Origin of the sequence: Methanobrevibacter sp. (genome assembly GCF_030539555.1) — an archaeon.
Lineage (GTDB): Archaea > Methanobacteriota > Methanobacteria > Methanobacteriales > Methanobacteriaceae > Methanocatella.
The window spans coordinates 19,323-46,159 of record NZ_JAUNXX010000006.1; the positions used below are offsets into that span (position 1 = coordinate 19,323).

30 protein-coding genes are annotated in these 26,837 nt (G+C 33.6%); 17 read left to right on the forward strand and 13 right to left on the reverse strand.

What is annotated here, in order from left to right; all coding sequences use genetic code 11:
• Position 1: 1 nt before the first annotated feature.
• The 5 genes from Q4Q55_RS02510 (at position 2) to Q4Q55_RS02530 (ending at position 3,869) form a co-directional block, all read left to right on the forward strand.
• On the forward strand, positions 2 to 475 hold the full coding sequence (locus Q4Q55_RS02510; protein WP_303371243.1) for a MarR family winged helix-turn-helix transcriptional regulator: 474 nt from the start codon (positions 2 to 4) through the stop codon (positions 473 to 475).
• Complete coding sequence (locus tag Q4Q55_RS02515; protein WP_303371244.1) at positions 472 to 1,869, forward strand: MATE family efflux transporter; 1,398 nt, start codon at positions 472 to 474, stop codon at positions 1,867 to 1,869. Before Q4Q55_RS02510 ends, Q4Q55_RS02515 begins: the two co-directional genes overlap by 4 nt.
• 38 nt (positions 1,870 to 1,907) lie before the next feature.
• Entirely contained in the window at positions 1,908 to 2,363 is a 456-nt protein-coding gene (locus Q4Q55_RS02520; protein ID WP_303371245.1) for a hypothetical protein, read from the forward strand.
• A 67-nt stretch (positions 2,364 to 2,430) separates the two neighbouring features.
• A complete protein-coding gene (locus tag Q4Q55_RS02525; protein ID WP_303371246.1) occupies positions 2,431 to 2,805 on the forward strand; it encodes a hypothetical protein in 375 nt (124 codons plus the stop codon).
• Between the two features lie 29 nt (positions 2,806 to 2,834).
• Complete coding sequence (locus Q4Q55_RS02530) at positions 2,835 to 3,869, forward strand: hypothetical protein (protein WP_303371247.1); 1,035 nt, start codon at positions 2,835 to 2,837, stop codon at positions 3,867 to 3,869.
• Here Q4Q55_RS02530 and Q4Q55_RS02535 read toward each other — a convergent pair.
• Complete coding sequence (locus tag Q4Q55_RS02535) at positions 3,866 to 4,420, reverse strand: manganese efflux pump MntP family protein (protein WP_303371248.1); 555 nt, start codon at positions 4,418 to 4,420, stop codon at positions 3,866 to 3,868. The two genes, Q4Q55_RS02530 and Q4Q55_RS02535, sit on opposite strands and share 4 nt — an antisense overlap.
• Positions 4,421 to 4,529: 109 nt before the next feature.
• Between Q4Q55_RS02535 and Q4Q55_RS02540 the strand changes: the two genes are divergently transcribed.
• Genes Q4Q55_RS02540 through Q4Q55_RS02550 form a run of 3 tightly spaced genes read left to right on the forward strand, consistent with a single transcriptional unit; the run spans position 4,530 to position 7,761 of the window.
• Positions 4,530 to 4,973, forward strand: coding sequence for a MarR family winged helix-turn-helix transcriptional regulator (locus Q4Q55_RS02540; protein ID WP_303371249.1), 444 nt, complete (start codon positions 4,530 to 4,532; stop codon positions 4,971 to 4,973).
• 4 nt (positions 4,974 to 4,977) lie between these two features.
• Positions 4,978 to 6,369 carry an MFS transporter gene (locus Q4Q55_RS02545; RefSeq protein WP_303371250.1) on the forward strand — a complete coding sequence of 464 codons (1,392 nt, stop codon included), beginning with the start codon at positions 4,978 to 4,980 and terminating at the stop codon, positions 6,367 to 6,369.
• Entirely contained in the window at positions 6,370 to 7,761 is a 1,392-nt protein-coding gene (locus Q4Q55_RS02550) for an MFS transporter (protein WP_303371251.1), read from the forward strand.
• A 42-nt stretch (positions 7,762 to 7,803) separates the two neighbouring features.
• On the opposite strand, the gene Q4Q55_RS02555 is transcribed toward Q4Q55_RS02550, so the two are convergent.
• From Q4Q55_RS02555 to Q4Q55_RS02590, 8 genes are all read right to left on the reverse strand, one after another.
• Positions 7,804 to 8,817: a cation diffusion facilitator family transporter gene (locus Q4Q55_RS02555; RefSeq protein ID WP_303371252.1), complete on the reverse strand. Its 1,014-nt coding sequence runs from the start codon at positions 8,815 to 8,817 to the stop codon at positions 7,804 to 7,806.
• Positions 8,818 to 8,984: 167 nt separating this feature from the next.
• The gene (locus Q4Q55_RS02560; protein ID WP_303371253.1) at positions 8,985 to 9,794 is read right to left on the reverse strand and encodes a DUF169 domain-containing protein; all 810 of its coding nucleotides are present in this window, start codon (positions 9,792 to 9,794) and stop codon (positions 8,985 to 8,987) included.
• 765 nt (positions 9,795 to 10,559) lie between these two features.
• Entirely contained in the window at positions 10,560 to 11,564 is a 1,005-nt protein-coding gene (locus tag Q4Q55_RS02565) for a hypothetical protein (RefSeq protein WP_303371254.1), read from the reverse strand.
• A 123-nt stretch (positions 11,565 to 11,687) separates the two neighbouring features.
• A complete protein-coding gene (locus tag Q4Q55_RS02570; RefSeq protein ID WP_303371255.1) occupies positions 11,688 to 12,770 on the reverse strand; it encodes a site-specific integrase in 1,083 nt (360 codons plus the stop codon).
• Positions 12,771 to 13,777: 1,007 nt separating this feature from the next.
• Entirely contained in the window at positions 13,778 to 13,915 is a 138-nt protein-coding gene (locus Q4Q55_RS02575) for a hypothetical protein (RefSeq protein ID WP_303371256.1), read from the reverse strand.
• Positions 13,916 to 14,232: 317 nt separating this feature from the next.
• Positions 14,233 to 14,382 (reverse strand): hypothetical protein, encoded by a 150-nt coding sequence (locus Q4Q55_RS02580; protein WP_303371257.1) that lies wholly within the window; start codon positions 14,380 to 14,382, stop codon positions 14,233 to 14,235.
• Between the two features lie 13 nt (positions 14,383 to 14,395).
• Positions 14,396 to 14,761, reverse strand: coding sequence for a hypothetical protein (locus Q4Q55_RS02585; RefSeq protein WP_303371258.1), 366 nt, complete (start codon positions 14,759 to 14,761; stop codon positions 14,396 to 14,398).
• 273 nt (positions 14,762 to 15,034) lie between these two features.
• Positions 15,035 to 16,009, reverse strand: coding sequence for a DUF2828 family protein (locus Q4Q55_RS02590; protein WP_368660130.1), 975 nt, complete (start codon positions 16,007 to 16,009; stop codon positions 15,035 to 15,037).
• 198 nt (positions 16,010 to 16,207) lie between these two features.
• Between Q4Q55_RS02590 and cas2 the strand changes: the two genes are divergently transcribed.
• The 5 genes from cas2 (at position 16,208) to Q4Q55_RS02615 (ending at position 21,346) form a co-directional block, all read left to right on the forward strand.
• On the forward strand, positions 16,208 to 16,477 hold the full coding sequence (gene cas2, locus Q4Q55_RS02595; protein WP_303371259.1) for a CRISPR-associated endonuclease Cas2: 270 nt from the start codon (positions 16,208 to 16,210) through the stop codon (positions 16,475 to 16,477).
• On the forward strand, positions 16,478 to 17,473 hold the full coding sequence (gene cas1 / locus Q4Q55_RS02600; protein ID WP_303371260.1) for a CRISPR-associated endonuclease Cas1: 996 nt from the start codon (positions 16,478 to 16,480) through the stop codon (positions 17,471 to 17,473).
• A 309-nt stretch (positions 17,474 to 17,782) separates the two neighbouring features.
• Positions 17,783 to 18,112, forward strand: a complete 330-nt coding sequence (locus tag Q4Q55_RS02605) for a hypothetical protein (RefSeq protein ID WP_303371261.1) — start codon at positions 17,783 to 17,785, stop codon at positions 18,110 to 18,112.
• Between the two features lie 102 nt (positions 18,113 to 18,214).
• Positions 18,215 to 19,744, forward strand: coding sequence for a hypothetical protein (locus Q4Q55_RS02610; RefSeq protein ID WP_303371262.1), 1,530 nt, complete (start codon positions 18,215 to 18,217; stop codon positions 19,742 to 19,744).
• Positions 19,745 to 19,957: 213 nt separating this feature from the next.
• On the forward strand, positions 19,958 to 21,346 hold the full coding sequence (locus Q4Q55_RS02615; RefSeq protein ID WP_303371263.1) for a Mur ligase family protein: 1,389 nt from the start codon (positions 19,958 to 19,960) through the stop codon (positions 21,344 to 21,346).
• Positions 21,347 to 21,472: 126 nt separating this feature from the next.
• On the opposite strand, the gene Q4Q55_RS02620 is transcribed toward Q4Q55_RS02615, so the two are convergent.
• A complete protein-coding gene (locus Q4Q55_RS02620) occupies positions 21,473 to 21,790 on the reverse strand; it encodes a hypothetical protein (protein ID WP_303371264.1) in 318 nt (105 codons plus the stop codon).
• A 349-nt stretch (positions 21,791 to 22,139) separates the two neighbouring features.
• On the opposite strand from Q4Q55_RS02620, the gene Q4Q55_RS02625 reads away from it, so the two are divergent.
• Positions 22,140 to 22,355 carry a helix-turn-helix domain-containing protein gene (locus tag Q4Q55_RS02625; protein WP_303371265.1) on the forward strand — a complete coding sequence of 72 codons (216 nt, stop codon included), beginning with the start codon at positions 22,140 to 22,142 and terminating at the stop codon, positions 22,353 to 22,355.
• A 331-nt stretch (positions 22,356 to 22,686) separates the two neighbouring features.
• Here Q4Q55_RS02625 and Q4Q55_RS02630 read toward each other — a convergent pair whose 3' ends face one another.
• On the reverse strand, positions 22,687 to 22,905 hold the full coding sequence (locus tag Q4Q55_RS02630; RefSeq protein WP_303371266.1) for a hypothetical protein: 219 nt from the start codon (positions 22,903 to 22,905) through the stop codon (positions 22,687 to 22,689).
• 85 nt (positions 22,906 to 22,990) lie between these two features.
• A complete protein-coding gene (locus tag Q4Q55_RS02635) occupies positions 22,991 to 23,950 on the reverse strand; it encodes a PLP-dependent cysteine synthase family protein (RefSeq protein WP_303371267.1) in 960 nt (319 codons plus the stop codon).
• 107 nt (positions 23,951 to 24,057) lie between these two features.
• Between Q4Q55_RS02635 and Q4Q55_RS02640 the strand changes: the two genes are divergently transcribed.
• The 3 genes from Q4Q55_RS02640 (at position 24,058) to Q4Q55_RS02650 (ending at position 25,906) form a co-directional block, all read left to right on the forward strand.
• Positions 24,058 to 24,717: a class I SAM-dependent methyltransferase gene (locus Q4Q55_RS02640; protein WP_303371268.1), complete on the forward strand. Its 660-nt coding sequence runs from the start codon at positions 24,058 to 24,060 to the stop codon at positions 24,715 to 24,717.
• A gap of 30 nt (positions 24,718 to 24,747) precedes the next feature.
• Positions 24,748 to 24,915 carry a hypothetical protein gene (locus Q4Q55_RS02645; RefSeq protein WP_303371269.1) on the forward strand — a complete coding sequence of 56 codons (168 nt, stop codon included), beginning with the start codon at positions 24,748 to 24,750 and terminating at the stop codon, positions 24,913 to 24,915.
• Between the two features lie 145 nt (positions 24,916 to 25,060).
• The gene (locus Q4Q55_RS02650) at positions 25,061 to 25,906 is read left to right on the forward strand and encodes a pyridoxamine kinase (RefSeq protein ID WP_303371270.1); all 846 of its coding nucleotides are present in this window, start codon (positions 25,061 to 25,063) and stop codon (positions 25,904 to 25,906) included.
• Between the two features lie 70 nt (positions 25,907 to 25,976).
• Here Q4Q55_RS02650 and Q4Q55_RS02655 read toward each other — a convergent pair whose 3' ends face one another.
• The gene (locus Q4Q55_RS02655) at positions 25,977 to 26,678 is read right to left on the reverse strand and encodes an alpha/beta hydrolase (RefSeq protein WP_303371271.1); all 702 of its coding nucleotides are present in this window, start codon (positions 26,676 to 26,678) and stop codon (positions 25,977 to 25,979) included.
• Between the last annotated feature and the right edge of the window lie 159 nt (positions 26,679 to 26,837).

Below are 26,837 nucleotides of genomic sequence, written 5' to 3' on the forward strand. Positions count from 1 at the left end.
GATGTCATTTGATGAACTGAAAAAGACAGACGCTTCATCCCTGCCGATAGGCAAGCTGATTTCCATTATCGCAAAATCCCAAACCATATTCTTGAACCACAACCTGAAGGACTTCGGGATATCACCAACCCAGCTTCATGTACTCTTTGAGATATATAACCAGGCTGACATCAATCAGGAAAAGATAGCCAACGGCTGCAATATCAATAAGGGAGCAGTGGCACGCAACATAAAAAAATTGGAGGATGGCGGATTTGTGAAACGTGAAATCGATGAAAACAATCGCCGTCAAAACAAGGTTTCATTAACATCCAAAGGAAGTGAAACCCTTAACAAGAGCATTTCCATTTTATACCAATGGGAAGATGAAGTGTTCAGCGGAAATGAAATGAAACAGAAAGAACAGCTGCAGATTGCTTTAAAAGATTTGGCAATTAAATCAATACAATTAAATCAGAGGGGAGAAAAACAATGAGTGGAAAGAAAAGTAGAAATATTGAAATGATAACAGGAGACCCTAAAAAGGCTATTGTTAAACTGGCTCTTCCGATGATGCTTTCAATGTTATTGATCATGCTCTACAATATTGCGGACAGTATATGGGTTGCAGGACTCGGAGCGGATGCTCTTGCGGCAGTCGGATTCATCACACCATTATTCATGGTATTGGTAGGGCTTGGAAACGGAATAGGTGCCGGTGCAAATTCACTGATTGCAAGAAACATAGGAGCCAAGAATTTTGACAAAGCAAACAATGCTGGTTTGCATGCTATAGTTCTGTCAATAATAGTTTCTGCAATATTCACAATACTGATTGAGGTATTCATGGTGCCTATCCTGCAGTTCATGGGTGCGGGCTCAACAATAGGATATGCAATGGACTACAGTTATATCATTTTCGGATTTTTATTTGTATTTGTCTATTCAGGTGTTGCATCAGCAATATTCAGATCAGAAGGCGATATGAGAAGAGCAACAATCGCAATTGCCGTTACAGCAGTCATGAATATTATACTGGACCCGGTATTCATTTACGTCTTGGACTTCGGCATATCCGGAGCCGCATGGGCTACCGTTATATCAGCAATATTGTCATGTCTTGTAATGAGCTACTGGATTTGGGGCAAAAAGGATTTATATCTTGACTTGTCAGCAAAAAATTTCCATTATCAGACAAGCATAATGATTGACACCCTGCAGGTTGCAATACCTTCCACACTTGAAACAATAGTATTTTCAGCATTGGCAATCATTATCAATTCAATGCTTGTGATGGCATCAGGAACAACAGCAGTTGCAGTCTATACTGCATCAATGAGGATTGTGCAACTGGCCATGATTCCATTGATAGGTCTTGGAACAGCAGTTCTTACAGTTGCAGGTGTGGCTTATGGTGCGCATAACTATAAAAACCTGAAGACTGCACACTCCTATTCAATCAAGCTCGGATTCGCAATTTCAATTCTGTTGGGTGCACTGATGTTTATATTTTCATCACAGGTTGCAACAATGTTTTCCTATACTGAAGCCAGCGCTGCCCTCTCACCGCAGATTGCAACAGCGATATCAGTATTAAGCCTCTTCGTTTTGGCAATTCCTCACGGTATGATGTCATCCATGATGTTTCAGGGAGTCGGAAAGGGAACATACTCCCTTTTAATCACACTTCTAAGGTCTTTAATCCTTGAAAGTGTGTTTGCATATGTATTCTGCTTCATTTTCGGATGGGGAGTTACAGGAATATATGCCGGTGTGGTTTTCGGATGCTTTGTCGGAGGAACCATAGGTTATATCTGGGCAAAATTCTTCATAAGAAAATTCAAGCAGATATCAATCAAAAAATATATGCCACAGGAAAATAGCTCTTAGGGGCTATTTTTTTATACTTTTTTTACCATAATTTAATTATGGAATTCATTTTAAACAACCGGAAATATGCCATTCAAAACCATGAACTCTATATCAATTATCTGATGGTTGACAACTATTTCAGGCATAGGTATTCCAAATATGACTATGATATAGAATTCGACTTCATAACTCCTCTGCTGGGCAAGCAGAAGGTTGAATTTGAAGACATTCTTGAAGGCACCAAAATCCTCGAAGAGCTGATTGAAAAAGAGGAAATCAATTTCATAGCTTCAGGCCTGCGCATCGACCAACATGTAAACGGCAACTTCAAAATCACTTATCAGGATTTGGAATTCAGCAACATCCATGTCGGCGAGGCAATTCCGCTGATTATTGCACTTGGCACTTTAGTGAATTACAAACCTGCACTGTCTCTGTCTCAGATAGCTGAAGAGCTTGACAACTTCATTGAAAAGTTCCGCTCATACAATGACAATGAGCTTAGCGAATAGAAATATATTATATCTATTAGGAATATAAATAATAATTAATTATATCATTTTTACAGAGGCTTAGACTATGGTTGAAAAAACTATTGAATTAACAGAAGAACAATTTAAAAAAGTGGAACTCCTGGAAGCTCAGGGCATCGAAGTGGGAGATGCAATCGACATGCTTTTCAAATTCAAGGAAGATGTTTTGGTCTTAAGCGACAATTTCATTGACCAAAGACTCACCAAGGCCAATGAGGAAAAGGCAGTTCTTGAAGAAAAGATGAATGAAATCGACGAAGAGATTGCCATATACTCAAATTTAAAAGACACCGCTTTGGATGTTGAAGAAAAGCAAAACATCTTGGAACAGCAATACGGCGATGAAAGCAAAACATACGAAATTCGCGCACAGGATGCAAAACGTAAAATAAGTTGGGCAAGGGACTTCTTCAAGTTCTAAACCCTTTTTTCACAAATTATTTAAAATCCATGTTTAAAAAGAAACTTCTTTTAATACCATTATTATTTGTTGTCATGGTAGTGGCCATGACCACTATCTGTGCGGCAGATCTAAATTCAGGTGAAAATATAACTGATTTTGTGCATTTAAATGGAAAATTTGAACCATCAGACAATATAACATTGGAATCAATCAGCGAAGATAACCTGGAAATATCTGATGAATCATTGTTGAAATCAGAAAATCAGACAGCATTTTCATCAAATCCAAAGTCACCTACTCATATTAAAGTTGTTTTTAAAAAAGATTATAATAACTATGAGATCTGTGTTTTGGATGAAAATGATAATCCATTGGAGCAAAGCTTGAATATTTACATCAATGGGGTTGGTGAACACACTGCCTTCGGCATTCCGGTTACAGTTGATTATCCTTTCAATGACTATGCATATGGTTATAAGACATACAATATCAAATATAAAGGTGATGATAATTATCTTTCATCTTCAAAATCATTCACTATTCACGATCTGACTTTTAAAAAAGGGTCAAATAAAATCACATTATCCAAATCCCAATACAACACCTTAAAGAACAAAAAATATATTGACATGTGGCTTAACACATTTAAAATTCATAATGTTGTTGTGGGCTATAGAAATCAGTTAGTCAATGTAAAAAAATACACAAATCCATTATTGATTGGCACTTATTCAATCCCTATAAATGATTTATATAAATCTTCTGCTAAAGCGAAAGCATCAAATTATGGCAAATACATGGGTTTGAAGGCTAAAAAAATAGCCAAATTAAAAAGGTGGAATGTTTACTGGAACTCATTTAAGTACACATTCAAGATTAATAATGGGTATGTCTATTATAAATTCCACGTTAAGTTCTACAAGTATGTAAAGCAAGTTAGAAAGATGCATGTTTACGGCAAAAAGAAATTCAGGCAATATGCAATTTTTGAATATGATAAATCTAATAAATTATACTATTGGGGTATAACCGACAATTACTATGACTATTACAACCCTATTTTCAGCTTTAAATTATATTAGAGTCCAAAAAGGATTTTTATACCAATCAGTATCAGTATGACACCGCCCAGAATCTGAAACTTGTCGCCGAAATAGTCTCCAAGCTTGCGGCCGAGATATATACCGGCTATTGAAAATGCGAATGCAACCACACCAATTATGACTGATGATATCCCGACAGGATCATTGAAAAGGGCGAATGTTATTCCCACTGCAAATGCATCGATGCTTGTAGCTATTGCAAGCAGGGTAACTTCTTTAAAAGAAAACTCATCGGTTATTTCATTATCATCTGAAGAGAGGCTCTCCCGTATCATGTTCAGTCCGATGGCCAGAAGAAGTATGAAACCTATGATTGATGCAAATGATTCTATTACACTTGATATTGTGCTTGTGCAGAAATAGCCCAAAACAGGCATCATGAACTGGAAAAACCCGAAAAACAATCCGTAATAAAATACCTGAACTTTGGATAGGTGCTTTTGCGTAAATCCTTTTGTAAGGGATACGCTGAACGCATCCATTGCAAGCGCCACTGCTATTAGAAAAACTGAAATTAAATTGAATGCCATCACATTAATTTTGCATCTCAATCTATTAAATCCTATTGTTTCTATATTAACTGTTCACTTCGAAACATTTATATTGTGTTCTATACATATTAATCATCAGGTGATACAATTGGATGGAGAAAGTTTTGAAGGGATTTATGACTCATCACCCTTTATCGCATGGATTCATAACCTGAGCAAGAATCAGATGAAATATCTCAATTCAAAAATAAGCGAACTTGATTTGGGCCATGAAATGCGTTTTATAATGATGGTTTATGACAATCCAGGCATATCCCAGGACGATTTGGTGACAATGTCAGGCCAAAGCAAGGCAAGCATTGCAAAATCGCTTAAAAAACTGGAAGATAAGGGATTCATAAAAAGGGAAGTCAACCCGCAAAACAGACGAAAGTACATGCTTAAGACAACACATGAAGGTGACAAACTGGTTCCCAAAATCAGACAGATTTCAAAGGACTGGGAAAAGGAAGTCGGTTTAAGCGAAGATGATTACGAAATGAAGGAAAGAATAAAGCAGATAGCAATCAATGCCATGAAACTGGTGGAGTGATAATATGAAATTCGATTTCGAAAGCTATGTAATATTTGTAGCATTCATAACATCATTTTTTGCAGTATTTCTCTCGGCCGGAATAGTTCTCGGAGTTCCAGCAATAGCACAGGAATTCAGAATGAACAATGTAGTCCAAAACTGGATTCCAACAATCTCTCTTCTTGTGATGGCAGTATTCACACTTCCCGCAGGGCAGCTGTCAGGAAAATACGGCGTTAAAAAATCATTAATCATTGGAGTTTTAATATTCCTGATAGGTTCTATCGCAGCATGCATATCCGTTTCAACTGAAATGTTTCTGATGTGCAGAGTAATCCAGGGTATAGGAATAGCATTTTCAAACGTATCAGCAATAGCAATGGTTGTGCAGGCCGTAAAACCCCAAAATAGAGGAAAAGCACTTGGATTTACAGTGACAGGAATATATCTTGCAGGGTCACTGTCTCCGGTATTTTGCGGATTTTTAGTCCATAATCTGGGCTGGAGGTCAATGTTTTACTTCGTAAGCCCATTTCTGCTAGTATGTCTGATACTGATGACGGTAAAGATTCCAGGAGACTGGAAAACCTATGAAGAAAGTAAAATCGACACCATAGGATACATATTATATGGAATTGGCATTCTGCTTTTCATCTATGGCTTCACAAACCTGATGAACAGTTTGGGAGTCATATGCATCATAACAGGTTTCATTTTACTTGCAATATTCACATATTATGAGCTTAAAGCGGAAAGTCCTGCATTCAACATGACCCTTTTCAAAAATATGAAGTTCACATCATCCAATATTGCGGCGCTGTGCAGTTATCTTGCAATAGCTGCAATAACAACAATCCTGAATTATCATTTCCAGTATGTCAGGGGATGGAATACCCAGATGTCCGGACTGATGCTGATAATCACTCCAATCATCATGGCAGTCATATCACCTAATTCAGGCAAGCTCTCAGACAGGATTCATCCCCAAAAGCTGGCGGCTATAGGGATGAGCATTGCAACCGTAACGCTGGTGATACTGATATTTTTGGATGCGAACACTCCATTGTATCTCATTGTCATAGCAATGGTTCTTCAGGGCATAGGAATGGGAATGTTCACAACACCGAATACAAATGCAATAATGAGTTCGGTTCCGCCAAATGAGGAGCCGAATGCGTCTGCTGCACAGTCAGCCATGAGGACAATAGGCCAGACCATGAGTCTGGGACTTCTGACACTGGTGTTTGCATGGGTCATGGGCAGTTTAAAGTTATCATCACAGTATTCAGCAATGATTGTTCACTCTTCACAGTTAATCTGCATAATATGTACTGCAATCTGTATAGTGGCAATCTTTGCTTCACTTGTAGGTATTAAATCAAAAGATCAATTCAACACACAGGGAGGTAAATAAATGAAATTAGATTTGGAAACATATGTAGTAGCGGTATCGTTTATAACATCATTTTTTGCGGTATTCCTATCAAATGGTGTGATAATAGGAGTTCCTGCAATAGCACAGGACTTTGCAATGAACAATGTCATTCAGAATTGGGTTCCGACAATCCTCTTTTTAGTAGTGGCAGTGTTCACAGTCCCTGCAGGTCAGATTTCAGGTAAATTCGGAGTTAAAAAGTCATTGCTTGCAGGAGTAACAGTATTTCTGATTGGTTCAATAGGGGCATGCCTTTCATTTTCAACAGAATCATTTTTGATTTTCAGGATGGTTCAGGGTGCAGGAATGGCATTTCTGAATGTTTCAGCAATGGCAATGGTGGTTCATGCAGTCAAACCGCAAAACAGGGGAAAGGCACTTGGTTTTACAGTGACAGGAGTGTATCTTGCAACTTCACTTTCTCCGGTAATCTGCGGATTTTTAGTGCATAATCTTGGCTGGAGAGCAATATTTTACTCTGTAATTCCATTTTTGGTTCTTTGCATAGTGTTAATACTCTTTAAAATACCTGGCGAATGGAAAACATATGAAAAGGATAAAATCGATAAGATCGGTTCAATACTATATGGAATAGGAATATTGGCATTCATCTACGGATTCACCACACTGACAACAACTAGCGGATTGATTCTGACCATTTTGGGATTGATAATATTAATAGGATTCGGAGCATATGAGTTAAGGCAAAAGTCTCCTGTATTCAATATGAACCTGTTTAAAAATGCCAAGTTCACCTCATCAAACATTGCCGCATTGTGCAGTTACATTGCAATAATGGTGGTAACAACAATACTGAATTACCATTTCCAATATGTGAAAGGCTGGGATGCGCAAATGTCCGGTTTGATATTGATCATCACACCGATCATCATGGCAATCATGGCACCTAATGCAGGTAAGCTGTCAGACAGGATCCATCCGCAAAAGCTTGCCGCCACAGGAATGGCAATCGCTACAGTTGCGCTGCTGATACTGACATTCCTCACAAAAGACACCCCTGTATATATGGTTGTTGTAGCAATGATTCTTCAGGGTATAGGAATGGGACTCTTCTCAAGCCCCAATATGAACGCAATCATGAGTTCAGTTCCGCCGAAGGACGCTCCGACTGCATCAGCTTCACAGGCAACAATGAGAACAATAGGTCAAACAATGAGTTTAGGACTCCTTACACTGGTATTCGCTTGGGTGATGGGAAATCTGAAGCTTGCACCACAGTATGCAGGCATGATTGTTCACTCATCACAAATAATATGCGGCATATGTACCGTTGCATGTGTACTTGCAATATTCGCATCACTGGTTGGAATCCGCTCAAAAGACGAGTTCAATACAAAAAGACAAGATTAGAGTGATAAAAACACTCTAATATTTCTATTTTTTTAATAAGATTCAAAAATCATAATCATCACTGATAATGAAAGTAAATTGAGGATATTTTTGTTTAATTTCATTTAATAGTTTCATTTTCAATTCCTCTCTGTTTCTGCCAAAATCAGTTATTATGTCAAAAGAGATTAACATTTCAGATTTATCAACAAAAAAGCCTTTTACTTCCAGAATTCCATCATATCCTGAAGCAGTTTCAAGTATGTCCTTGCGGATATCCTCAAATTCATGGTTTTTAGCATAAATCCCCACAACCAGCAGGATTGAGTATTCATCATATATTTTATTTGAGATTTCACTGCTCAATTGATGGATTTGAGGGGCTTTCATGTTTCCGTCAACTTCAACATGCACGGTTCCAACGGTTCTCCTAGGACCATAATCATGTAAAACCAAATCATATACCCAGTAAACATCAGGAATTTCACTTATGGAATGTTTAATATTGCTTGTTAATTCAAGACTTGCTCTTCTGCCAATCAATCTGTCTAAATTATCTTTAAGTATGTCCCATGAAGATTTGAAAACCATTATAACGATGATGCAGGTCACAATATTGTCAAAGGAGATATGGTAATATATTGCTGATAATGCTGAAAGCAAAATTAAAAATGAAAATAAAGAATCCAATAGCTCGCCGTTACCTGAATCCATTAATTGCTGTGATTTTAAAGTATTTCCGGCTCTCCTGTAATACATTCCCAAAAATATTTTGACAATTACTGTAAATATAATGAAACTCAAATAAATACTATTATAGCTGGTTTTTGCATTAGAAATAATATTCAACGAATTCAAAGATGATAAAGCGATAAGAATTGCTAAAATTGAAATTGAAATTGATATCAGGTATTCCGCTCTTCCATATCCGTAAGGATGTAATTTATCTGGAGATTTGTTTGAAATTTTACTTCCTAAAATAGGCAAAATTGAAATGATTATAGAAGATAAGTCATTTAGCTGATTGTATATTTGAGGATTTGAAATTGATTCCATTCTAGCTGCAATAACATCCATAACTGAAGAGAATATGTTGATAATATTTTGAAAGCATCAGATATAATTGGAGGTGAAGCGGTTAAAAAACCAATATGGAATTTCAAGACAGTAAGGATGATGTTGATTATAATTCCTGCAATATTGGTTTGAATGAAATCATTTTCACCGGTCATTTTCATCAGTTGTTAATCTTTATTGCCGAAGTCATCCCAGAAATGGGTCTGAAATACACTGTTTTTACTTAGCTCATCCAGTTTAAGGAAGAGTTTCCATGGCATTGACAGGCACATGTAATCATTTGGAATGAAATGTTTCATATGAGCCCTTGCTGCAAAATCAAGCGGACTTAAAACCGGTACAGGATCATCTTTGTCGTTCTGCTCAAATGTAAATGATCCTATTGCCTGGCATGCTGATGCCTGTGGTGTAATGACATACGCGCTGTCGCTTCTGAATGAACCGTTCAGCTGAAGAACTGCTGAAAGTTCCATTGGATTAAGTGTGAATACTACAGAATCGGGAATTTCGCCATCCTCAAGGTTTTCAATTGCTTTGAAAATAACGTAGTGCTTATCGTCATAGATTGGTCTTTTTTTGATATGTGCAATTGCAGTGTCAAAGTCACAGTATATTCTCTCACCATGTTTGAACATTTCCGCAACGTTTTTTGGTCTTGATTCCAATTTCCTGAGGTATTCCTGCCTGTTTTTGGCAGAATCCTGACCAAGTGAGAGAAATGTTGCCTGAAATTCCATATCTTCTTCTGTTTGAAATCCGTTTCCCCAACCGAGACCTGTTGCAACACCTCCGCAGGTTATGTTTTCACGGCCAAATGCTGTAGTCTTTCTTTTAGCTATTGTCTGTGCGACAAATGCCATTACACATCCTCCTCTTCCAGGTTTTGGAATTTTTGCATCTTCTGGTATTTCGTCACTTTTGATTAGAACAATAGGATTGAATTTTGCGTTTAATTCTTTGACAATGTTGAATTGCATTTAGAAAACCTCCTCTAGAGTTAAATTTGTTGAGGAAATTATAAAAATTTTGCTTAATTTTTATTAAAATTTAATGTTTTATTTCAAAAATGCATTAATTGTTTCATATCATATATATGGAGTTGTCCAGATAGGGCAGTTTTATTGCTTAATTCTGGCGGCAGTGCCACACAGGAATTATTGAATTTTATAATTTTTATAAAATTTAATAAATTTTATTAATTTTTCTTTTTAAAAATCTTTATTTGAGCTGTATGATGTTATGTATTGGTAATTTCAGTTAGATTTTAATGTTTAAATTTTCAATTCAATTTATAATGATTATTTGATGATAATTTTAAAAAATAAGCTTGTATATCAATTGTTTTTACTGAAATTCCTGTTAGTGTAATATTACACTAGTCGGAAATATATTTCCGTATATTAGAAGTAAATAGGTAATATACAGAAATAAGTATTAATAGTAAAAATAGTTATTATAGTTATTTATCTATAAATAGATATTATAGGTATTTAAGGTTAATAGTATTAATTATATTATAAGTATTATATGTATTTCTTTTTTTCTGTAAATACAGAAATAAGTATTTAATATACTTTCCATATATACAGAAATAATAATAAATACATATTATACTATTTATGCTCAAGTAATATTAAGAAACTATTATAAATCAACTGCTTGATATATATCAAGCTATTAAAATACCATAATTTCTTCAAATTATGCTGTTTTTTATTAAATTTCATGAAATTTAATAAATTTTAGCGAAGTCTGAATTTAATATATCGGACAAACTGTTTAACAGCAAAGAATAATATTCCAATGAATATAACAACACCAACAATTACAAGTAAAACTGTAAGTTTGGATGCTGTTGGAGGAGCTTTTAAAACCATGCTTCCCATGGACTCATAATTAGGAGCAATCGGTATCTTTTCAGCTTCAAATAGAGTATTGTTGAAATATACGTTGTCTACAAGCTCGCCAGTGTTCATTCCATGAATTGAACCGTCATCATTGGAAAGAAATGCATCAGTTATATTTCCTTTAAATGTATCATTATCCACCTGATGGAAATAATAAGTGGTGATATCTCTCCTGGTAAGGCCAAATGCATCGGAAGCCGCCAGTTCTGTCATTACGGATATCTTGTCAGATGTATCAAGTGAAATATCGCCTGATCTAAAATAATTATATGTATTTGGCATGGATATGTACTCGCCCGGATTCAAATGTCCTGTGAAATGGCCTTTAGCACCTGCTATGCCATAATTTCCATTAGGTGCTTTGATCACTACATGACCTAATTTGTAAGGTTTTTTAATCTTTTCAATTTGGGCTAATCCATCTTCGGAGATGCTATTGTCCTCAGTTATCATGTGTGATGTAATCTCTTCAGTCTTTTCGTTATCCGGACCGTCATCTACACCCCCGTATCCAATGGTCCAACCATTACTGGTTATGATAACCTGACAGAAATAGCCTCCTTCGGTTTTATATTGTTTGATTGCCTGAATGCCATGCCAATCTATCTCTTCTATATGAATGTCAGCAGTCAAATTGGCATCTCTTCTAAAGGAAAATATACTGTTGTTTCCATCCAATTGCAAAACCACAGAACAGCAGCCAATCATGTCTGATTCATCAGTGCTGTCCAAAATAAGTTGAATGTCCTGAATGTTCTGTTCATCTGATGCGCAGACGCCCAATACTGAAATCAGTATTAGAAGAACACTCAATAATAGTATTGTCCTTTTGAAATTCATAAAAAACCCTAATATTATATTTAAAATATCTATAAATTGATATCAATATATATTTTATAATGAATAATATTTAAATGTTCTTGATTGTTGATTTGAGATTTAAAAAAAGTTGAAATTTAATAATTAAATATTAAATTTCATATTGTTGGCTTTTAATTTTTGTTTCATTTGTTCTCTGTCAACATGAATATATTTGTCAGTTGTTTGGCTGTTGGAGTGTCCAGCAATTGTTTGAACTTCAGCAACTGTCAGAATTTCTGCGTAATGGCTTAAAGCTGTGTGTCTGAGAATATGCACACTGACATTTTTCCCATAGTTTACAGGGCAATCCAATCCTTCAGTTTCTATTCTGTCATCTGTGAGATTTGCATACTTCTTAACAATGTCCTGAACACCACGTTTTCCTATCCGATTTCCTTTAATGTTTGTGAATAGTTCTTCACGATTGACTTCAATAGCAGCTTTTTTTCTCTGAATTACTGGCTTGTATACATTATTGGTGTTTTTTCTGAGTTTTGTGATTCGTTCTCGAATCATATCATTTAAACTTATCAATGTATCAAAGGTTATGAATGTTGTTCTGTCCTTAAGCTCACCTTTTGTTGTCTCTGCACGTAAATATATCTCAATAAATTCGTTAGAATCATTTGGAAGTTCAAAAAATCCTTTTTTATCTATTGGAACCTGTATGTCCTGTTTATTTAACAATACCAGTTCCTTCAGCCTAATTCCGGAATCAATGAAAGTTCTGCAAATCGCATAATCCCTTTTGTTTCCGCTTTGTTTTATTGTATCAAGAAAAAATGCGCTTTGTGGCCTTGTTAAGCTAATTTTTTCGATTCTTTTTTTAGCAGTTTCAGGATCTTCAGCCTTTACTTCAATGATATCCTTCATTTTAATTGTATCATGCTGGATTTCTTCCTGAACATCTTCTGAGTTGATGAATTCAAGAATATTCATCATGTATGTTTTGACAGTTGTTCTTTTGTTTCCACGCTGCTTTAGACAGTATCTACGATAATGTCTCAATTGCTTTTTAACATTGCCACTGTTCAGTTCATCTATTCCCTTATTTTCAAGATATTCAATGAATTTGGATATATTAAATGTCTGTTTTTGAATTGTTTCTTGAGTTAAGTTCTTTACTTCTTGTTTTTCTTCTAAGTATTCATCTAGGTAGTCTGTTAGCTCATCAACCTCTATCATAAGCTTTTTGCCTCCTAAATTTTTATACTCAAACCCTTGTTATACTATTTATTTTTTTAGTATATAAAGACTTCGTATCTTTTCATTATTAACGTATATTATTACATAAAATATACGTTTTCTTTATATATAAAATTTGGATGATTTGGAGTTTTTTTGCAAAGTGTTGAAAGTGTAGTAGGACACCTACATCAAGTGGTTGAAATATGGTGATTTCGTTAATTTTTTCATTTTTAATAAAAATTTTTACAAAAGTAATAAAATAATTTTGAAATATTTAATATAAATTTTTATAAAAAAATTAGTAATAATAATTTAAATAATAGTAATACTATATAGTCTATAGTAATAGAAATTTTTTAACGGCTTAAAATTATCAACATTTCGGAACTAAAATTTTGTCAAAAATTTTTCTTCTGAAAAGGAGGTGAACTGCATGATGAAGTACATATTATTGCTTTTGAGTGTACTCACACTTGTTGTGAGCTTAATTGATTTATGGTTCTAAATCCTTGTAAATAGACTGATGAATTCAAAGAAAGGTTCTTGACGTAAGAAGAAGGTTCACACCCGGAAGCCGGCTATAATTCTCCCTTTCTTTTAATTAATGTTAAATTTATATATGTTAAGATATATAGTATAATACATGAATATGATTCTCATATTCTAGGAATGAGGATACTTCCTTTTCCAATGTTGATAATTATTGTCTAAAATGTGTGATGGTTTAGGAATTTCTCCTAAACTATTTAGACAATGCTATTTTTATTTAGATTTTAAATTTTAATGAATAGTATTCTTTAATGTATGTAATTGAAAGTTACATTTGATATACTATATGCAAAAAGATATTCATATTCTTCATCATATTCTGATTGTAACATTTTTGATTATGTAATTTATTTTGATTACATTGTAAAAGCCTTCAATTCATATTATTTATAAAAACTAGTATTTTTAATCATACTAATTTTTAATTTCAGATCCATCAAATTAGTCCAGTAATTTTATTCTTTTTTATTTAACTCTTTTAAATGACTTCTTAGGTTATAATTAATCTTTTTTATGATTTTATTTTCTTTTTTAAGTTTATTGAATTCGATTTCATCATAATTGTTGTATTTTTTAATTATACAGTTTTTCATGTATTCACAAAAAGTTTTTCCATTAACACGAGGATATTTCTGATGATACTGTCTGTGATGATAATCACATAACAAAATTAAGTTATTTTCATTATAATAATCATCACTTGATTGTTTCACCCTTTTTAGATGATGTGGAACAATATTTTCAGTTGATCCACAAACAACACTTGTTTTCTTTTTCTTTTAGTTTTTTAATTGTTCCCTGTAATTTCCAATAGTTTGGATTATCATGCATATAATCTCCTCAATTTTTCCTTTTCTTGAATATTGGAGTTATAGTGGATATTTCTGCTCGAGTATTATAATCACTTCCTTTAGATAGTTTTAATATACTCATGTATTTCTTTATCGAAGAAAAATTCTTCAATATCATAATATTTATCTTCAATGAGTATATTTACAGGTAAATCTTCAACCTGCCACTCTTTTAAAAGAGTAATTACAAAATCACTTAACAGAATCATGGAATCACATAAATTATTCCAAATCATTTTTGAATACGTCAATCAACTCACAAATTAAATGAAATTTATCCTGTTCAGATATATTCATTTCCAACAGTTTTCTTTCTTCATAGTCATCTAATACTTCGCTGATCGGATAAAAATATTGATGATGATATATTTCTTTATTTTGGAAAAGTTCCTCATGCAATTGCCAGGTTTTGAAATCCAAATTTTGTCTTGCACGGTCTCTTTCATATTCATCTTCTAGAAAATCAACAAGATGAACTAACTCCTGAATTTCATTAAAATCTTCAGCATGAGTTGCAGTTTCTTCTACAGCATTGCACAAGTTTAAATAAGTTGAATAGCGTATTTCTAAATTTACATAATGAGACATTTTTTTTCACCATCATTTCCTTCAATTAAATATTCCACATAATCTTTTGCAGTCTTATAATTATTATCTCTTCAAATAGTTTTTCAAAATTTTTTATTTCAATAAAAACATTCAAAACCCTAAAACAATCAAGTAAACACCTTATCAGTCATAATTACGACTCATTCATTCAATATTTCTCAAATCAATACTTTTCCAGGTTTGATAAATATTTATTGAAATTTTACTTTTTAGAATTATTCAAAATTGAAATTAATGTCTTAAAGTATGAGATTAAACTATAACTGCAGTATATCTTTCACTGTCAAGAGTTTTAATCAATACTTCATAGGGATTATACTTATTGCTCATAACCATTTTTAACACGTTTTGACTGAATCCTGAAACTAATGTAACACCCAATTCATTTTCAATTAAAGGAATTGTTTTGGTACGGGAGTTAACATTCCAAAAGATCAATTTAGGCAAGTCATAGCCAGCTTTTTTATATCTTTCCCTAATCTCATCAAACAGGGGTTTTGTTAACTTATTTCCTTTGTTAAAATAATATCCTTGTGCATGGTCAAATTCCATATCTGATATAATCAGAATGTTTTTAATCATTTCAGTTTTTAAAATATTATTTTCAACGGCCACATCAAGTATTAAATCAAAAACAGCTTCGATATTTGTATTTGCGACTTCATCGTGTTTAAGAGCAATATGCAGTTTTTCCCGTAAATTATTTGCTTTACTTAAATCTACAAATTGGGGAGTTGCTGAAAAAGTAATATACTTGTCTTTATAAACCTCATTGTTGTGTTCAGATGAATATATTGCAAGAGCATTTGCAACATCAAGAGCTGTTGTTTTTCCGCTGACCGGCATTGTCATGCTGCCGCTACCATCAGCAACAACCAAAGTTCCACATATGGAAATATCCTTAAGATTATCCCAAGCCAACTCTAAAGTCTGGTCATATTCTTCGATGCCGCCCCATCCAGCACAATATCTTGAAACAACATCCACTGGAGTGGCTACATTCATGTTCATTTTGCGTGAACCCCTTTCAACAGATTTCAAGTAGTTACATCTCCTACTTTCATCATGTTTAAGAAAAGCATTATTATATTTCAGATTAGCTAATGACGGGACAAATTCATAATCAATTTTGCCCCATTCATTGCTGCAAGTATATACTTCAGTAACTTTGAGATATTTGCGTAGTTTAGATAATATAAAATAAAAAAATAAGCATTTATGAAAAATATCTTTGAAAAAAAATAATTTTACAAATTAATTAATAATTATTAAAATTTTAATTGATTATCCATAAATCATATATTTTATTTTGAAACTGTATATTTTTATTAATATTCGTAACGGCAAGAAATTAATGAAATGCATTGTTAATGTAAGAATAATAATCTTTTTAAAACTTTGGAAAACATAAGTTAACTCATGTACATGATAGTCAGTTTTGAGTGCAAGTTCAAAACAAACCGTGAAAATATTGAAAGAATCCTCCAGCATTATGGACTTCGAAGGATTCAGACTTCATTATATGCAGGGGATTTGAAAAATGATGAAAGAAAAGAATTGGCCAAAAACATTTCTGAAATTATAAGAGATACTGACAACGTGCTGATAATGCCTGTTTGTCAGAGCTGCTATTCAAAAAAGGAAATCTGCGGTCGAAAAATCAAATTTCAAGAGGAACTCTACAAGGTGTTTTAGATGAAAATAGTGATTGACGGATACAACAAATCCATACACAAAAAAGACAACCAATTGACTATATATGAAAAGGATGAAATTTTAGATTCAATTAAGGCATCCTCTATTAACGACATAACAGTTGTTGGAAAAGGATATGTTACATTTGATGCATTAAATTTGATGGCCGAAAATAACATTAAACTTATAGCAATCAATCCGAGAGGACAGCTGACATATACTCTGGAATCCCCCAATTGGAGAAACGTCAAACTTAAAAAAGAGCAGTACAGATTAAGTGAAGATAAAACAGGTATTAAAATATCTAAAGAATTGATAATTTCCAAAATGAAAAACCAGAAGGCAACATTGACAACCCTTAACAAAAACAAGCAGCTGAAAAGATTTTTTAATCATAGGTTCAAAATCGATGAGTGCATTGGCCAGCTTGAAGACATGAGTCTGTCTGGAGATAATGATGTTATCAGAATGAAAATAATGGGTCTTGAAGGAAAGGCATCAAACGAATACTGGAATGGTGTCAAGCATTTCGTTTCAAAAGAAATAGGATTTTCATCAAGAACAAAAAAGCCGACAGATCTGCTGAATTCAATGCTGAATTACGGTTATGCAATTCTTGCAAGTGAAATAACAAAATCGATATTGGTAAATGGTCTTGATCCATACTGCGGTTTTCTTCATTTTGATATGTATGGGAGAACCAGCCTAACTTTTGATTTAATAGAACCCTTTAGAGCACAAATTGTCGATAAGACCATGATAGGATTGATTAACAGAAAGCAAGTAACAACTGATGATTTGGACAAACGAAACAATACCCTAAAATTAGAAGCCAGAAAGTTAATTGTAGAAAAGATATTAGGTAAAATCTACTCTTCAATAACATATAATGGTGAAACAGTAAGTTACTCTGATTTAATAGAAAAACAAAGCAATGATTTGGTTAATGTTCTTTTAGAAGATGGAAAATTTGAAGGATTTTACCTGCGGTGGTGAGGAAACCTACCAGACTTTAAGCTATTAAAATCATCTCCTCAAAATCAGGTTAAATAAGTTTTAATGTTAATGTTATTTTCTATGGTTTTGAGGAAACCTACCCTAAAATTTGACTGTTAAAAGATGTCCTCACAACATTTTTAAAAGAAGAAATATAAAGTAATTAAATAAAAATTTAAAGTAAAATTATATAGTGTTTGAAACGTATGTTTTGTTATAAATTATTCAAAACTTGAAGATGGTTTCTTTATAAAAGACAATGAAGGTTCTTTTAGTTTTCCAACAACAAAGGATAAATCTAATCTTGTAATGTATGAAAAACACTTAAATGAACTTCATGAGGAGAATGAACAATTAAAAAATGAGATTACAAGATTGGAAATAATCGTGGAAAAGTTACAAAATAAGGATTTTGATACTTTTGTTGCGAATATGGAGGATTTGCAGAGGATTAATGAAGAGATAAGAAAAGAGAATGAACAGTTAAAACAACAATTGAATGAACTTAAAACATATGATGAAGAAGACTTTACAGAAACAGAACACATCAATCATATCTACAAAGAAAAAGGGTTCTGTGGAGTTATAGAATATGCAAAAGACAAACTACAACACTATGGTGTAGTAAAAGAAGTTTGAAACGTATGTTTTGTTATAAATTATTCAAAACTTAAGATTATGGATTTGAAATCGATAGATTAATCAACTAATTTAAATGCCATTAAAACCAGATATATTTTCATGTTTAAAAAAAAATTAATATTGACCCTAATCTTTTTAATCATTGCATTTAGTGCACTGTCCACGGTCAATGCACAAGATTTCAATAACACTGCAGATGCAACTTCTCAAGGAATAATTGATGAAAGTTTAGAGTTAAATGACGGAAATCAAGAAGAATCAATAATTGCATCAAACAATTCAATGGATGCCTATGAAACCTCGGAATCAGATTCGTCAATAAATTTAAATAATGATGAAGATTTGATTTCAGAAAATGATAAAATTAATATTATTCCAATTACCACTACTGGAGAATATAAAACTGGAGAATTGCTTTTTAAAGTAACTGATGCCAACTATTCACCTTTGGCTTATAAAAATGTATCAATAACTATCAACAGAGACATAAGTGCCCAATATTCAGGAAAAACAAATTTTGATGGAATCGCTTCATTTAAATTTGGCGACTTGTGGGTATATTCACTGGAGGATGGACAACTGAAAGCATCGCCGTTATCAGTTGGAAAATGGAATGTGACACTTAAGGTAACTGACAGCAGCCTAACTCCCACTTCCATCAATATCCCTTTAAATATCACTCCAGCCACAATAAAATTAACAATCACTAATTTGAATCTCGATTATGAATCAGATATACCCATGATAATTACTGCACTAAACAAAGACAATGAACCTATAAAATATCAAAACCTTCAGATATACATTCCAAATACATTGGACAAATACTATAATTTCACAACTAATGAAAATGGAACCTGTTTTATTAAAATAAATAAACTAAAACCCGGCATTTATTACTTGGCAATTAACGCAAATGATACTGTTAATTACAAAACATATATTGAAAAATCCGCAACTTTGGTCATAAGAACACCAATCAGCTTTAAGGCTCCCAAATTAACCACCACATACAAATCAGGTAAATCGTTCCAGGTAAAAGTCATTGATTACGTCAATGAACCAGTATCAGGCATTACACTTACCATGAAAATTTACACTAACGGCAAAGCGAAAACCTATAAAATTACCACAAATTCAAAGGGGATTGCCACATTCAAAGATGCTTCAAAACTGAATCCCGGCACCCACAAAGTGGTCATAAGTTACTCAAATTCAAAATACAGATGCAAATCCGTTTCAACTTCAATTGTGGTTAACAAAAAAGCCTTGAAGATTACAGCCATTTCAAAAAAATACACCTCATGCGGCGAGGTTCACATTAAGGTTAAGGAAGGAAGCAAACCAATAAATAAGATTAAACTTAATATAAAAGTTTACACCGGCCGTTCATATAAGAATTACAATGTTCTTACAGGATATGATAAGAAAACCTATAAAAGCAATGGAATTTCTTTGATTTCATCCAATGTTTTTTCAGTTGGAAGCCATAAGGTTAAGATAACTGTTGTAAGTCCATATTATAAAGGATCTGTCATTTCTTATTTGAAAATACTTCCAATTAACAAAAAGTATGCACCATATACAGGCGTTATGAGTAACGGCAAACTAATCAAATACGTTAGCTAGAGATTTTTTCATTTAATCTCTATTTTTTTTAATTTTAATCAAAACATTTATATACAATTTTTTACTACGTTTGAAAAGTATGTTTTGTTTTGAATTATTCAAAACAAATCAAAAATTAAGTTGACGACATTGTAATAAACTGATAGAATTAATAAATATTTAAATCTTAATGAACAATATTATAATTAAGTAGTTAATTATATGGTGAAGATTATGAATTATTTAGTTGTGGGCGCCGGAAACGCAAGCAGGCCTGTTGCAAGACTGCTCAATTATCTGGGTCATAATGTTGTAATGACTGATTTGAAGGAACTGTACGAATTCAAACCCATCTATCAGAATTGGATTCAAAAGATGGGTGAGGAAGGAGTAATACTTGATTTGAAAAATCCGAATCCTACACTTGACGGAATCGAGGCAGTATATGTTCCACCCACATTGCCGAAAACTGCTCCAATAGCAAAGCTCATTGACGAAAGTGACGTCAAGATTCTCACAAACGAGGAGTTCTCCCAGATGATAAATGACCTCATAAGCGTCGACATAATCGGAATCACCGGATCAATGGGTAAAACCACAATAACAACTCTTATCACAAGCGTATTCAATGAAGCAGGATATGACGTGTGGTCATGCTCTTCACTTGCAAACAACCTTGTTTCAGAAACAATAATTGATGGAATCGTAACAGGAAAGGCTGATGAATGCGACATTGCAGTATTTGAACTTCCCCACGGTTCACTCGGATTGCTTGAAAAGCTTAACATAAAAATAGGAGTGCTGTCCTATCTCACACCTGAACACCTGAACGAATTCGAAGGATCCTATGACAAGTATCAGATGCGCAAGCTCATAATGCAGGACATTTCACAAACTTTCATTGCAAATGCAGAATGTGCCAACGAAACAGACCTTTTAAGAGATGATACAATATTCTATGCCCTTGACAAAGATGTTGATTTTTCAGGAACCATGCAGGACAATCAGATTACCATCACATATGCTGACAGCCAATTCACATCCCCATTCTATATGATGAGCTACTTTTTTGAAAATGCAGTCGGAGCTGCTGCTGTTGGAATTAACTACGGCCTTACAGAGGAAGACATCATAAAAGGATTGACAGAATTCAAGGGAATATCGGCACACATGGAAGATTTCGGAGACTATAACGGAAGACAGGTCATTGTCGATGCCGCTTTCCTTCCAGACGGCATAAGAACCACTCTCGATTACTTTGAAGGAGAGAATCTTGTGGTATTTCTCGACCACTTCGACACATCATGGGTTAGGGACAAACATGAGGTAGGCCTTATTCTGGATGAATACGACAACATCAAGGCAGTTCTTGCAAGCGGATTTGACGAGTCAATTCAGGAAGTGGACCTTCCTATTGCAGAAGAGATTCTAAATGCGATTACAAAGCATGACATTGTAAAGGTTGCAACCGAATCCCTTGAAGAGGCAGCTGCCCTATCATTCAAATATTCCGAACCCGGAGACATCATCCTTCACATGGGACCTCTCATATCCTTTGACAGGGAAAACATTGTAAATAAGATAAGGATAGGTCTTGAGGACGGAAAAAGACGTTACAAATAGCTTTTGCAACCTACTTTTCAAGAAAGTTTTCATATTGACTTTTCCACTCTAAAGGAAAACAAAGGCAAAGACAACTGAATAATTGCATTACATATCTTATACATTATTTTCTAGTTTTTTACATTCTTAGAAATTATTCAATTGCCCAAAGATACCACGACTATTCATAGCATCTATTGTATAACCATTACCGTCAATAGTTATTTTACCATTAATGTCGATTTTTTGAATTGATCCATCAGCAGGTTCATTATAGACATAATTTCTATCCAATACAAGAGTGTTGTCTGTATCAATATAATTATTAATCAAATTTTGAAGGGCAGTGAAGTTTCCATCAGAATTAGCGCTTAAAATTTCATCGTTTGCAGCACTTGCAACTTCATCTGTACCATTATCGGCTGCGCTTACAGCACTTACACTTAAAAGAATTATAATTGCCAATATTAAGATTAACTTTTTGCTTTTCGTATTCTCACCTCCTTTTAAATTGTTAAGTTAACCAAGTAAACAGATAAATAATAACGTTTACTCATTTAATGCGATTATAAAAAATATTTAAATATTGGGATTTAAACGGCAAAAAATGGATTTGGATAATGTAAAATAAAAAAATAAATATTTATCTTGGGAGTGCAAGAATACCTCATCTTCTTAAGGTGAGGATGAATTTCACAAAAAGGGAAGGAGGTCATTACTTTTCATTTGCTCTTGCTAATTTTTAATATATGTCTTATAAGCATATATTGTATTTGTACCCATTGATTATTATTTTTATGTGTGGTGTTAATGAATGGTTGTTAAAGTTGTTAATAAAGGTTTGGAGGTGCGTTTGTATCCTAATGAGAATATGGTCAATGTTCTTAATCAGAATATTGGTAATGCACGCTTTACATGGAATCATCTTCTGGATGAGTACCAAAAGATCAATTCACTGTTTATACATCACAACAATAAAAAAATTAAAGTGCAACATGACTACTTTCAATACTATGTTGAATATGCTTAAAAAAGAGCATTCTTTTTTACGGCTCTCAGAATCCAGCACTTTACAACAAGTATTTCGTGACCTTATTAATGCTTTTAACAAATTTTTCAATGAAGGTAACGGTTATCCCAAGTTTAAAAACAAAAACCATAGCAAGCATTCTTTCAGGATACAAAACAATAAAAATATCCGAATAAAAGATAATTTGATTGTTTTTCCAAAAATCGGACCAATATACTTCCGAACAAGGTTTGAAACGTATGTTTTGTTAGGAATTATTCAAAACAAAAAAATCCCGTTTTCATCACCTTTAAAAAAATTATTTGAGCAAAAATAAAATTGTTACTTTTAGTCATGCAAAATGTGCATATGCATCGTATGCGGAAAATATTCTTATGATTATTCCAACGATTGTCTGAACAATAATTATACCTGTAAATAGAAGTGCAAACCATATGATTAAAAATCCGATTAAAAACTTCAAACCTCTTCCAATTTCTCCTTTAATCAATTGTCCAAGTCCAGGTACGAAAAAAGAACAAATTGCCCTAATAAATTTATCCCCATCCATATTATTCACCATAATAACCTATGAATTTAATTCTATTTTTCATTGTATTTGATTGTATTCAATTATAGTGTAATTTGTAATAAGTTTAGATTACTTCAAAATCAATGAGTCTTATTTTATTGGAGAGCAATTTGGGGTCATCATCTATTTTTTCGGATAGTCTGGTGGTGATGTACTTTTTGTTGTCATCCGGAAAAACTGTTGCAATTTTTAACTCATCACTGTCCATTAGAACACTTGCAATGAAGTTTGCTCCACTGGAAATGCCTATTCCCAAACCGAATTCCTTAGCTATTCTTTTAGACATGTTGATTGCATCGCAGTCATGTATTAAAACAATGTCGTCGATCAAATCCTCATCGACAATTCCCGGAATAAAGTCATCACCTATTCCTTCAATCAGGTGTGATCCCTCTTCCATTCCCATTTTAAGAATGGATAATGTGGACGGTTCAAGGGCAAATACTTTGGAATCAGGATTGTTGTCCTTTAATCTTTTGCCTATGCCCATCAATGTTCCTCCGGTTCCAATTCCTGAAACAAATGCATTAATGTCATTTACTGAATCGAGTATTTCCTGACCTGTTGTTTTATATTGGGCTTCTACATTCAATTCATTATCAAATTGGAGTGGTCTGAATGCGCCTGTTTTGTTGGCGAAGTCTTCAGCAAGTTCAAGTGCTTTTTTGAATCCGCCATCTTCTTTGGAAACCAGATGTACATGGGCACCATACATTTCTATGAGTTTTCTTCTCTCAAGAGACACCCAGTCGGGCATGAAAATATGGACGTCGTGACCGAAAAGCGCTCCGATGGCACTGAAGGCAATGCCAGTGTTTCCGCTTGTTACCTCTACAATGGATTGTCCATCAACCAGGTTGCCATTTTTCCGTTCGGTTTCTATGATGTATAATGCAATCCTATCTTTTATGCTTCCGGAATAATTGTAGAATTCGAGCTTAGTATATATGCTGCCTAATTTTCCTTCATATTCATAGTTAATCTTTATCAGGGGCGTATTTCCAACTAACTTTCCAACATTCATAACATTCAATCCAATTTAATAATATAATACTATTATATATTGACATCATTAATATAAAATACTTTTTTTGAAAAATTTATAGTCTTGAAAATTATAATATATATTCAATGAGAAATAAGGATTATCCCAATGATGAGTTATTGATTAATGCAAGAAAGCCTGAAGGCAATTTGGGCAGTGAATTAATTGATGATATGAATGAAAATCATGAAGCGTTATGTAAGTGGAGTCTGGGTCATTTGGACATGACCGGAGATGATGTTATTCTGGATATTGGCTGTGGAGGAGGAGTAAATGTGGAGAGATTTCTAAAAATGACCAGCGACAAGGTTTTCGGCGTCGACTACTCACAGCTATCAGTTGAAAGATCCATTGATTTAAATCTGTCCTCTATTGAAGAGGAAAGATGTGAAATTATCAGGGCATCTGTCAGCGAATTGCCGTTCGAAGACCGTTCATTTGATATTGTCACTGCTTTTGAAACAGTTTATTTTTGGCCGGATTTTGTAAATGACTTAAAGGAGATTGGAAGAGTTTTAAAAGATGACGGGATTATTTTCATTGCCAATGAAGCACTTCCAAATGAAGATGATGAACGCCAGAAACATATTGTTGAGCTGTTGGATATGAAAATTTATTCTCAGGACGAACTGGAGAGGTCTTTACGCGAAGCGGGTTTTTCCACCATCAAAAGCTTTGTTAAAGAGTCCAAGGATTCATTCACAGGTGATGATGCTGATTGGATTTGTGTTATTGCCCGTAACTGATTTTTTTGATAACAAACCAACAGTATATGGATGAATTGGCATTGTATCTATGACCACATACTATTTACTAGGAGAAATTTTCAAATCTTTCGATTCCACTGCAATGCGTATTCATTGAGCATATTGCATGCAAAAGCCACTGCTGATGAAGAAATTTACGGCAAAATTGATGAAGATGGGTTGGATTTGAAAAAATGACTTTCCAAAACTTCCAATGTACATTTTATTACAACAAAAGTTTATATAACAAGTGACATATATTAAGTATGTAAAATAATTATTTCAGAAATATAAAATATTAAAAAATATATATTAAAAATAAAGTGAAATAAAAGTTGATAAAATGAACGAAACAACAAAAATATTAACCATTCAAGACATATCATGTTATGGACAGTGCTCCATAACAGTTGCATTACCTATCGTATCTGCATTCGGGATAGAAACTGCAATCCTTCCTTCTGCTGTTTTGTCCACACATACTGCAGGCTTTACAGATTTCACAGTCAGGGACTTGACTGAAGACCTTCCGGAAATCAGAAAACACTGGGAAAAAGAAGAAATATACTTCGACGCAATATACACAGGATTCATCGCTTCAATCGAACAATTGGATTATATTAAAGATATTATAAATTCACGATTAAAACCTGGAGGATATGTATTCGTTGACCCTGCTATGGCTGACCATGGCGAATTCTATAACGGTTTTGACCAGGAATTCGCAGATAAAATGGGAGAGCTCTGCAAATTAGGAGATTTCGTCCTTCCAAACACAACTGAAGCATGCTACTTATTACATAAACCATGGAAAGAGGAATTCACAAGAGAAGAAATGTTGGAAATGGCAAATGAACTTTCACAATTCACCAAAAGACATGTAATCCTAAAAGGAGATACACACAAGGAAAATGAACTGGGAATGATTGTGTTGGATAAAGAAAAATCATCCGCAGAAGTAGTCTACAATGATAAAATAGATTATGTGTCTCATGGAACAGGAGACGTGTTTGCCTCTGCATTTGTAGGATCAACCATGATTGGTAAAACACCTTGTGAAGCTGCAAAGATAGCGGGTGAATTCACCAAAAGAGCAATAGAAAAAACTGTCGGCGATGAAAATCATAAATACGGAGTTAAATTTGAAAAAGTACTCCCTCACTTATGTGAATTGATAAAAAATATATGATGTTGAATATTCCAATCGTTTGAGCGATGATTGGAATCAATATTCTTTTTTTCAAAAAAAATTAAGAAATTTAGATTTTGTTTATGAAATCTAAAATTTCATCGACAGCCTGTCTTTGTTGGTCTTCAGCACTTATTTTAGCAACATTATCGCCAGACTGGTGACCGTAATATGCAAATTGTGCATGATTTCCCCCTTCTATAACAATCTCTGTCAGATTATCCATTAATGATTTGGACTCATTATATGCTTTAAAATTAAGTATTCCATCTTCAGAACCATAAATCGATAAAACAGGTTTCTCAATTTCTTCAACAGGATATCCTGCAAACAATATGAGTCCATCCCCTTTTCCTGTATGGTTTATATATGATGCTGCGGTTAAGCCGCCAAGGGAATGGCCGGACAGAATATAATGACTATAATTTCCGGAATCGATTATTGGTGTTGCTTCGTTTTCACCTAAAATGGCAAAATTCAGGGGCACTTTAAGAACATAACAGTCAACGCTACGGTTAGCCAAATCCATTAGCATCGGCAAATATGCTATATATTCATTTTTAGCGCCGGGATAGAAAATAATTGCTGTTTCATTACCCGGACCGTCGAGAAATAGTCCGTCATCCACTTTTATGACAGATACGTTTTCCGTTCCGTTCAAGCAGTCTGTGGCCTGCGGGCGTGCATGATGGTATTCGGTAAAATAGAAAACGGCATATGCCAGCAGTAATGCAATAATTACAATTAAAATTATTTTTAATTTTCGGTTCATCTAATTCACTAGAATTATTTTTGTTTCTTTTAACATAAAAACATTATTAATTTTGAATATTCAAAAGAAAAGATTCATTAAAATAAAATTCAGATACAAAATAATATAGTTTCAATATTTTGTGGTCGATATGATGAACAATCAAATAATTAAAAATAG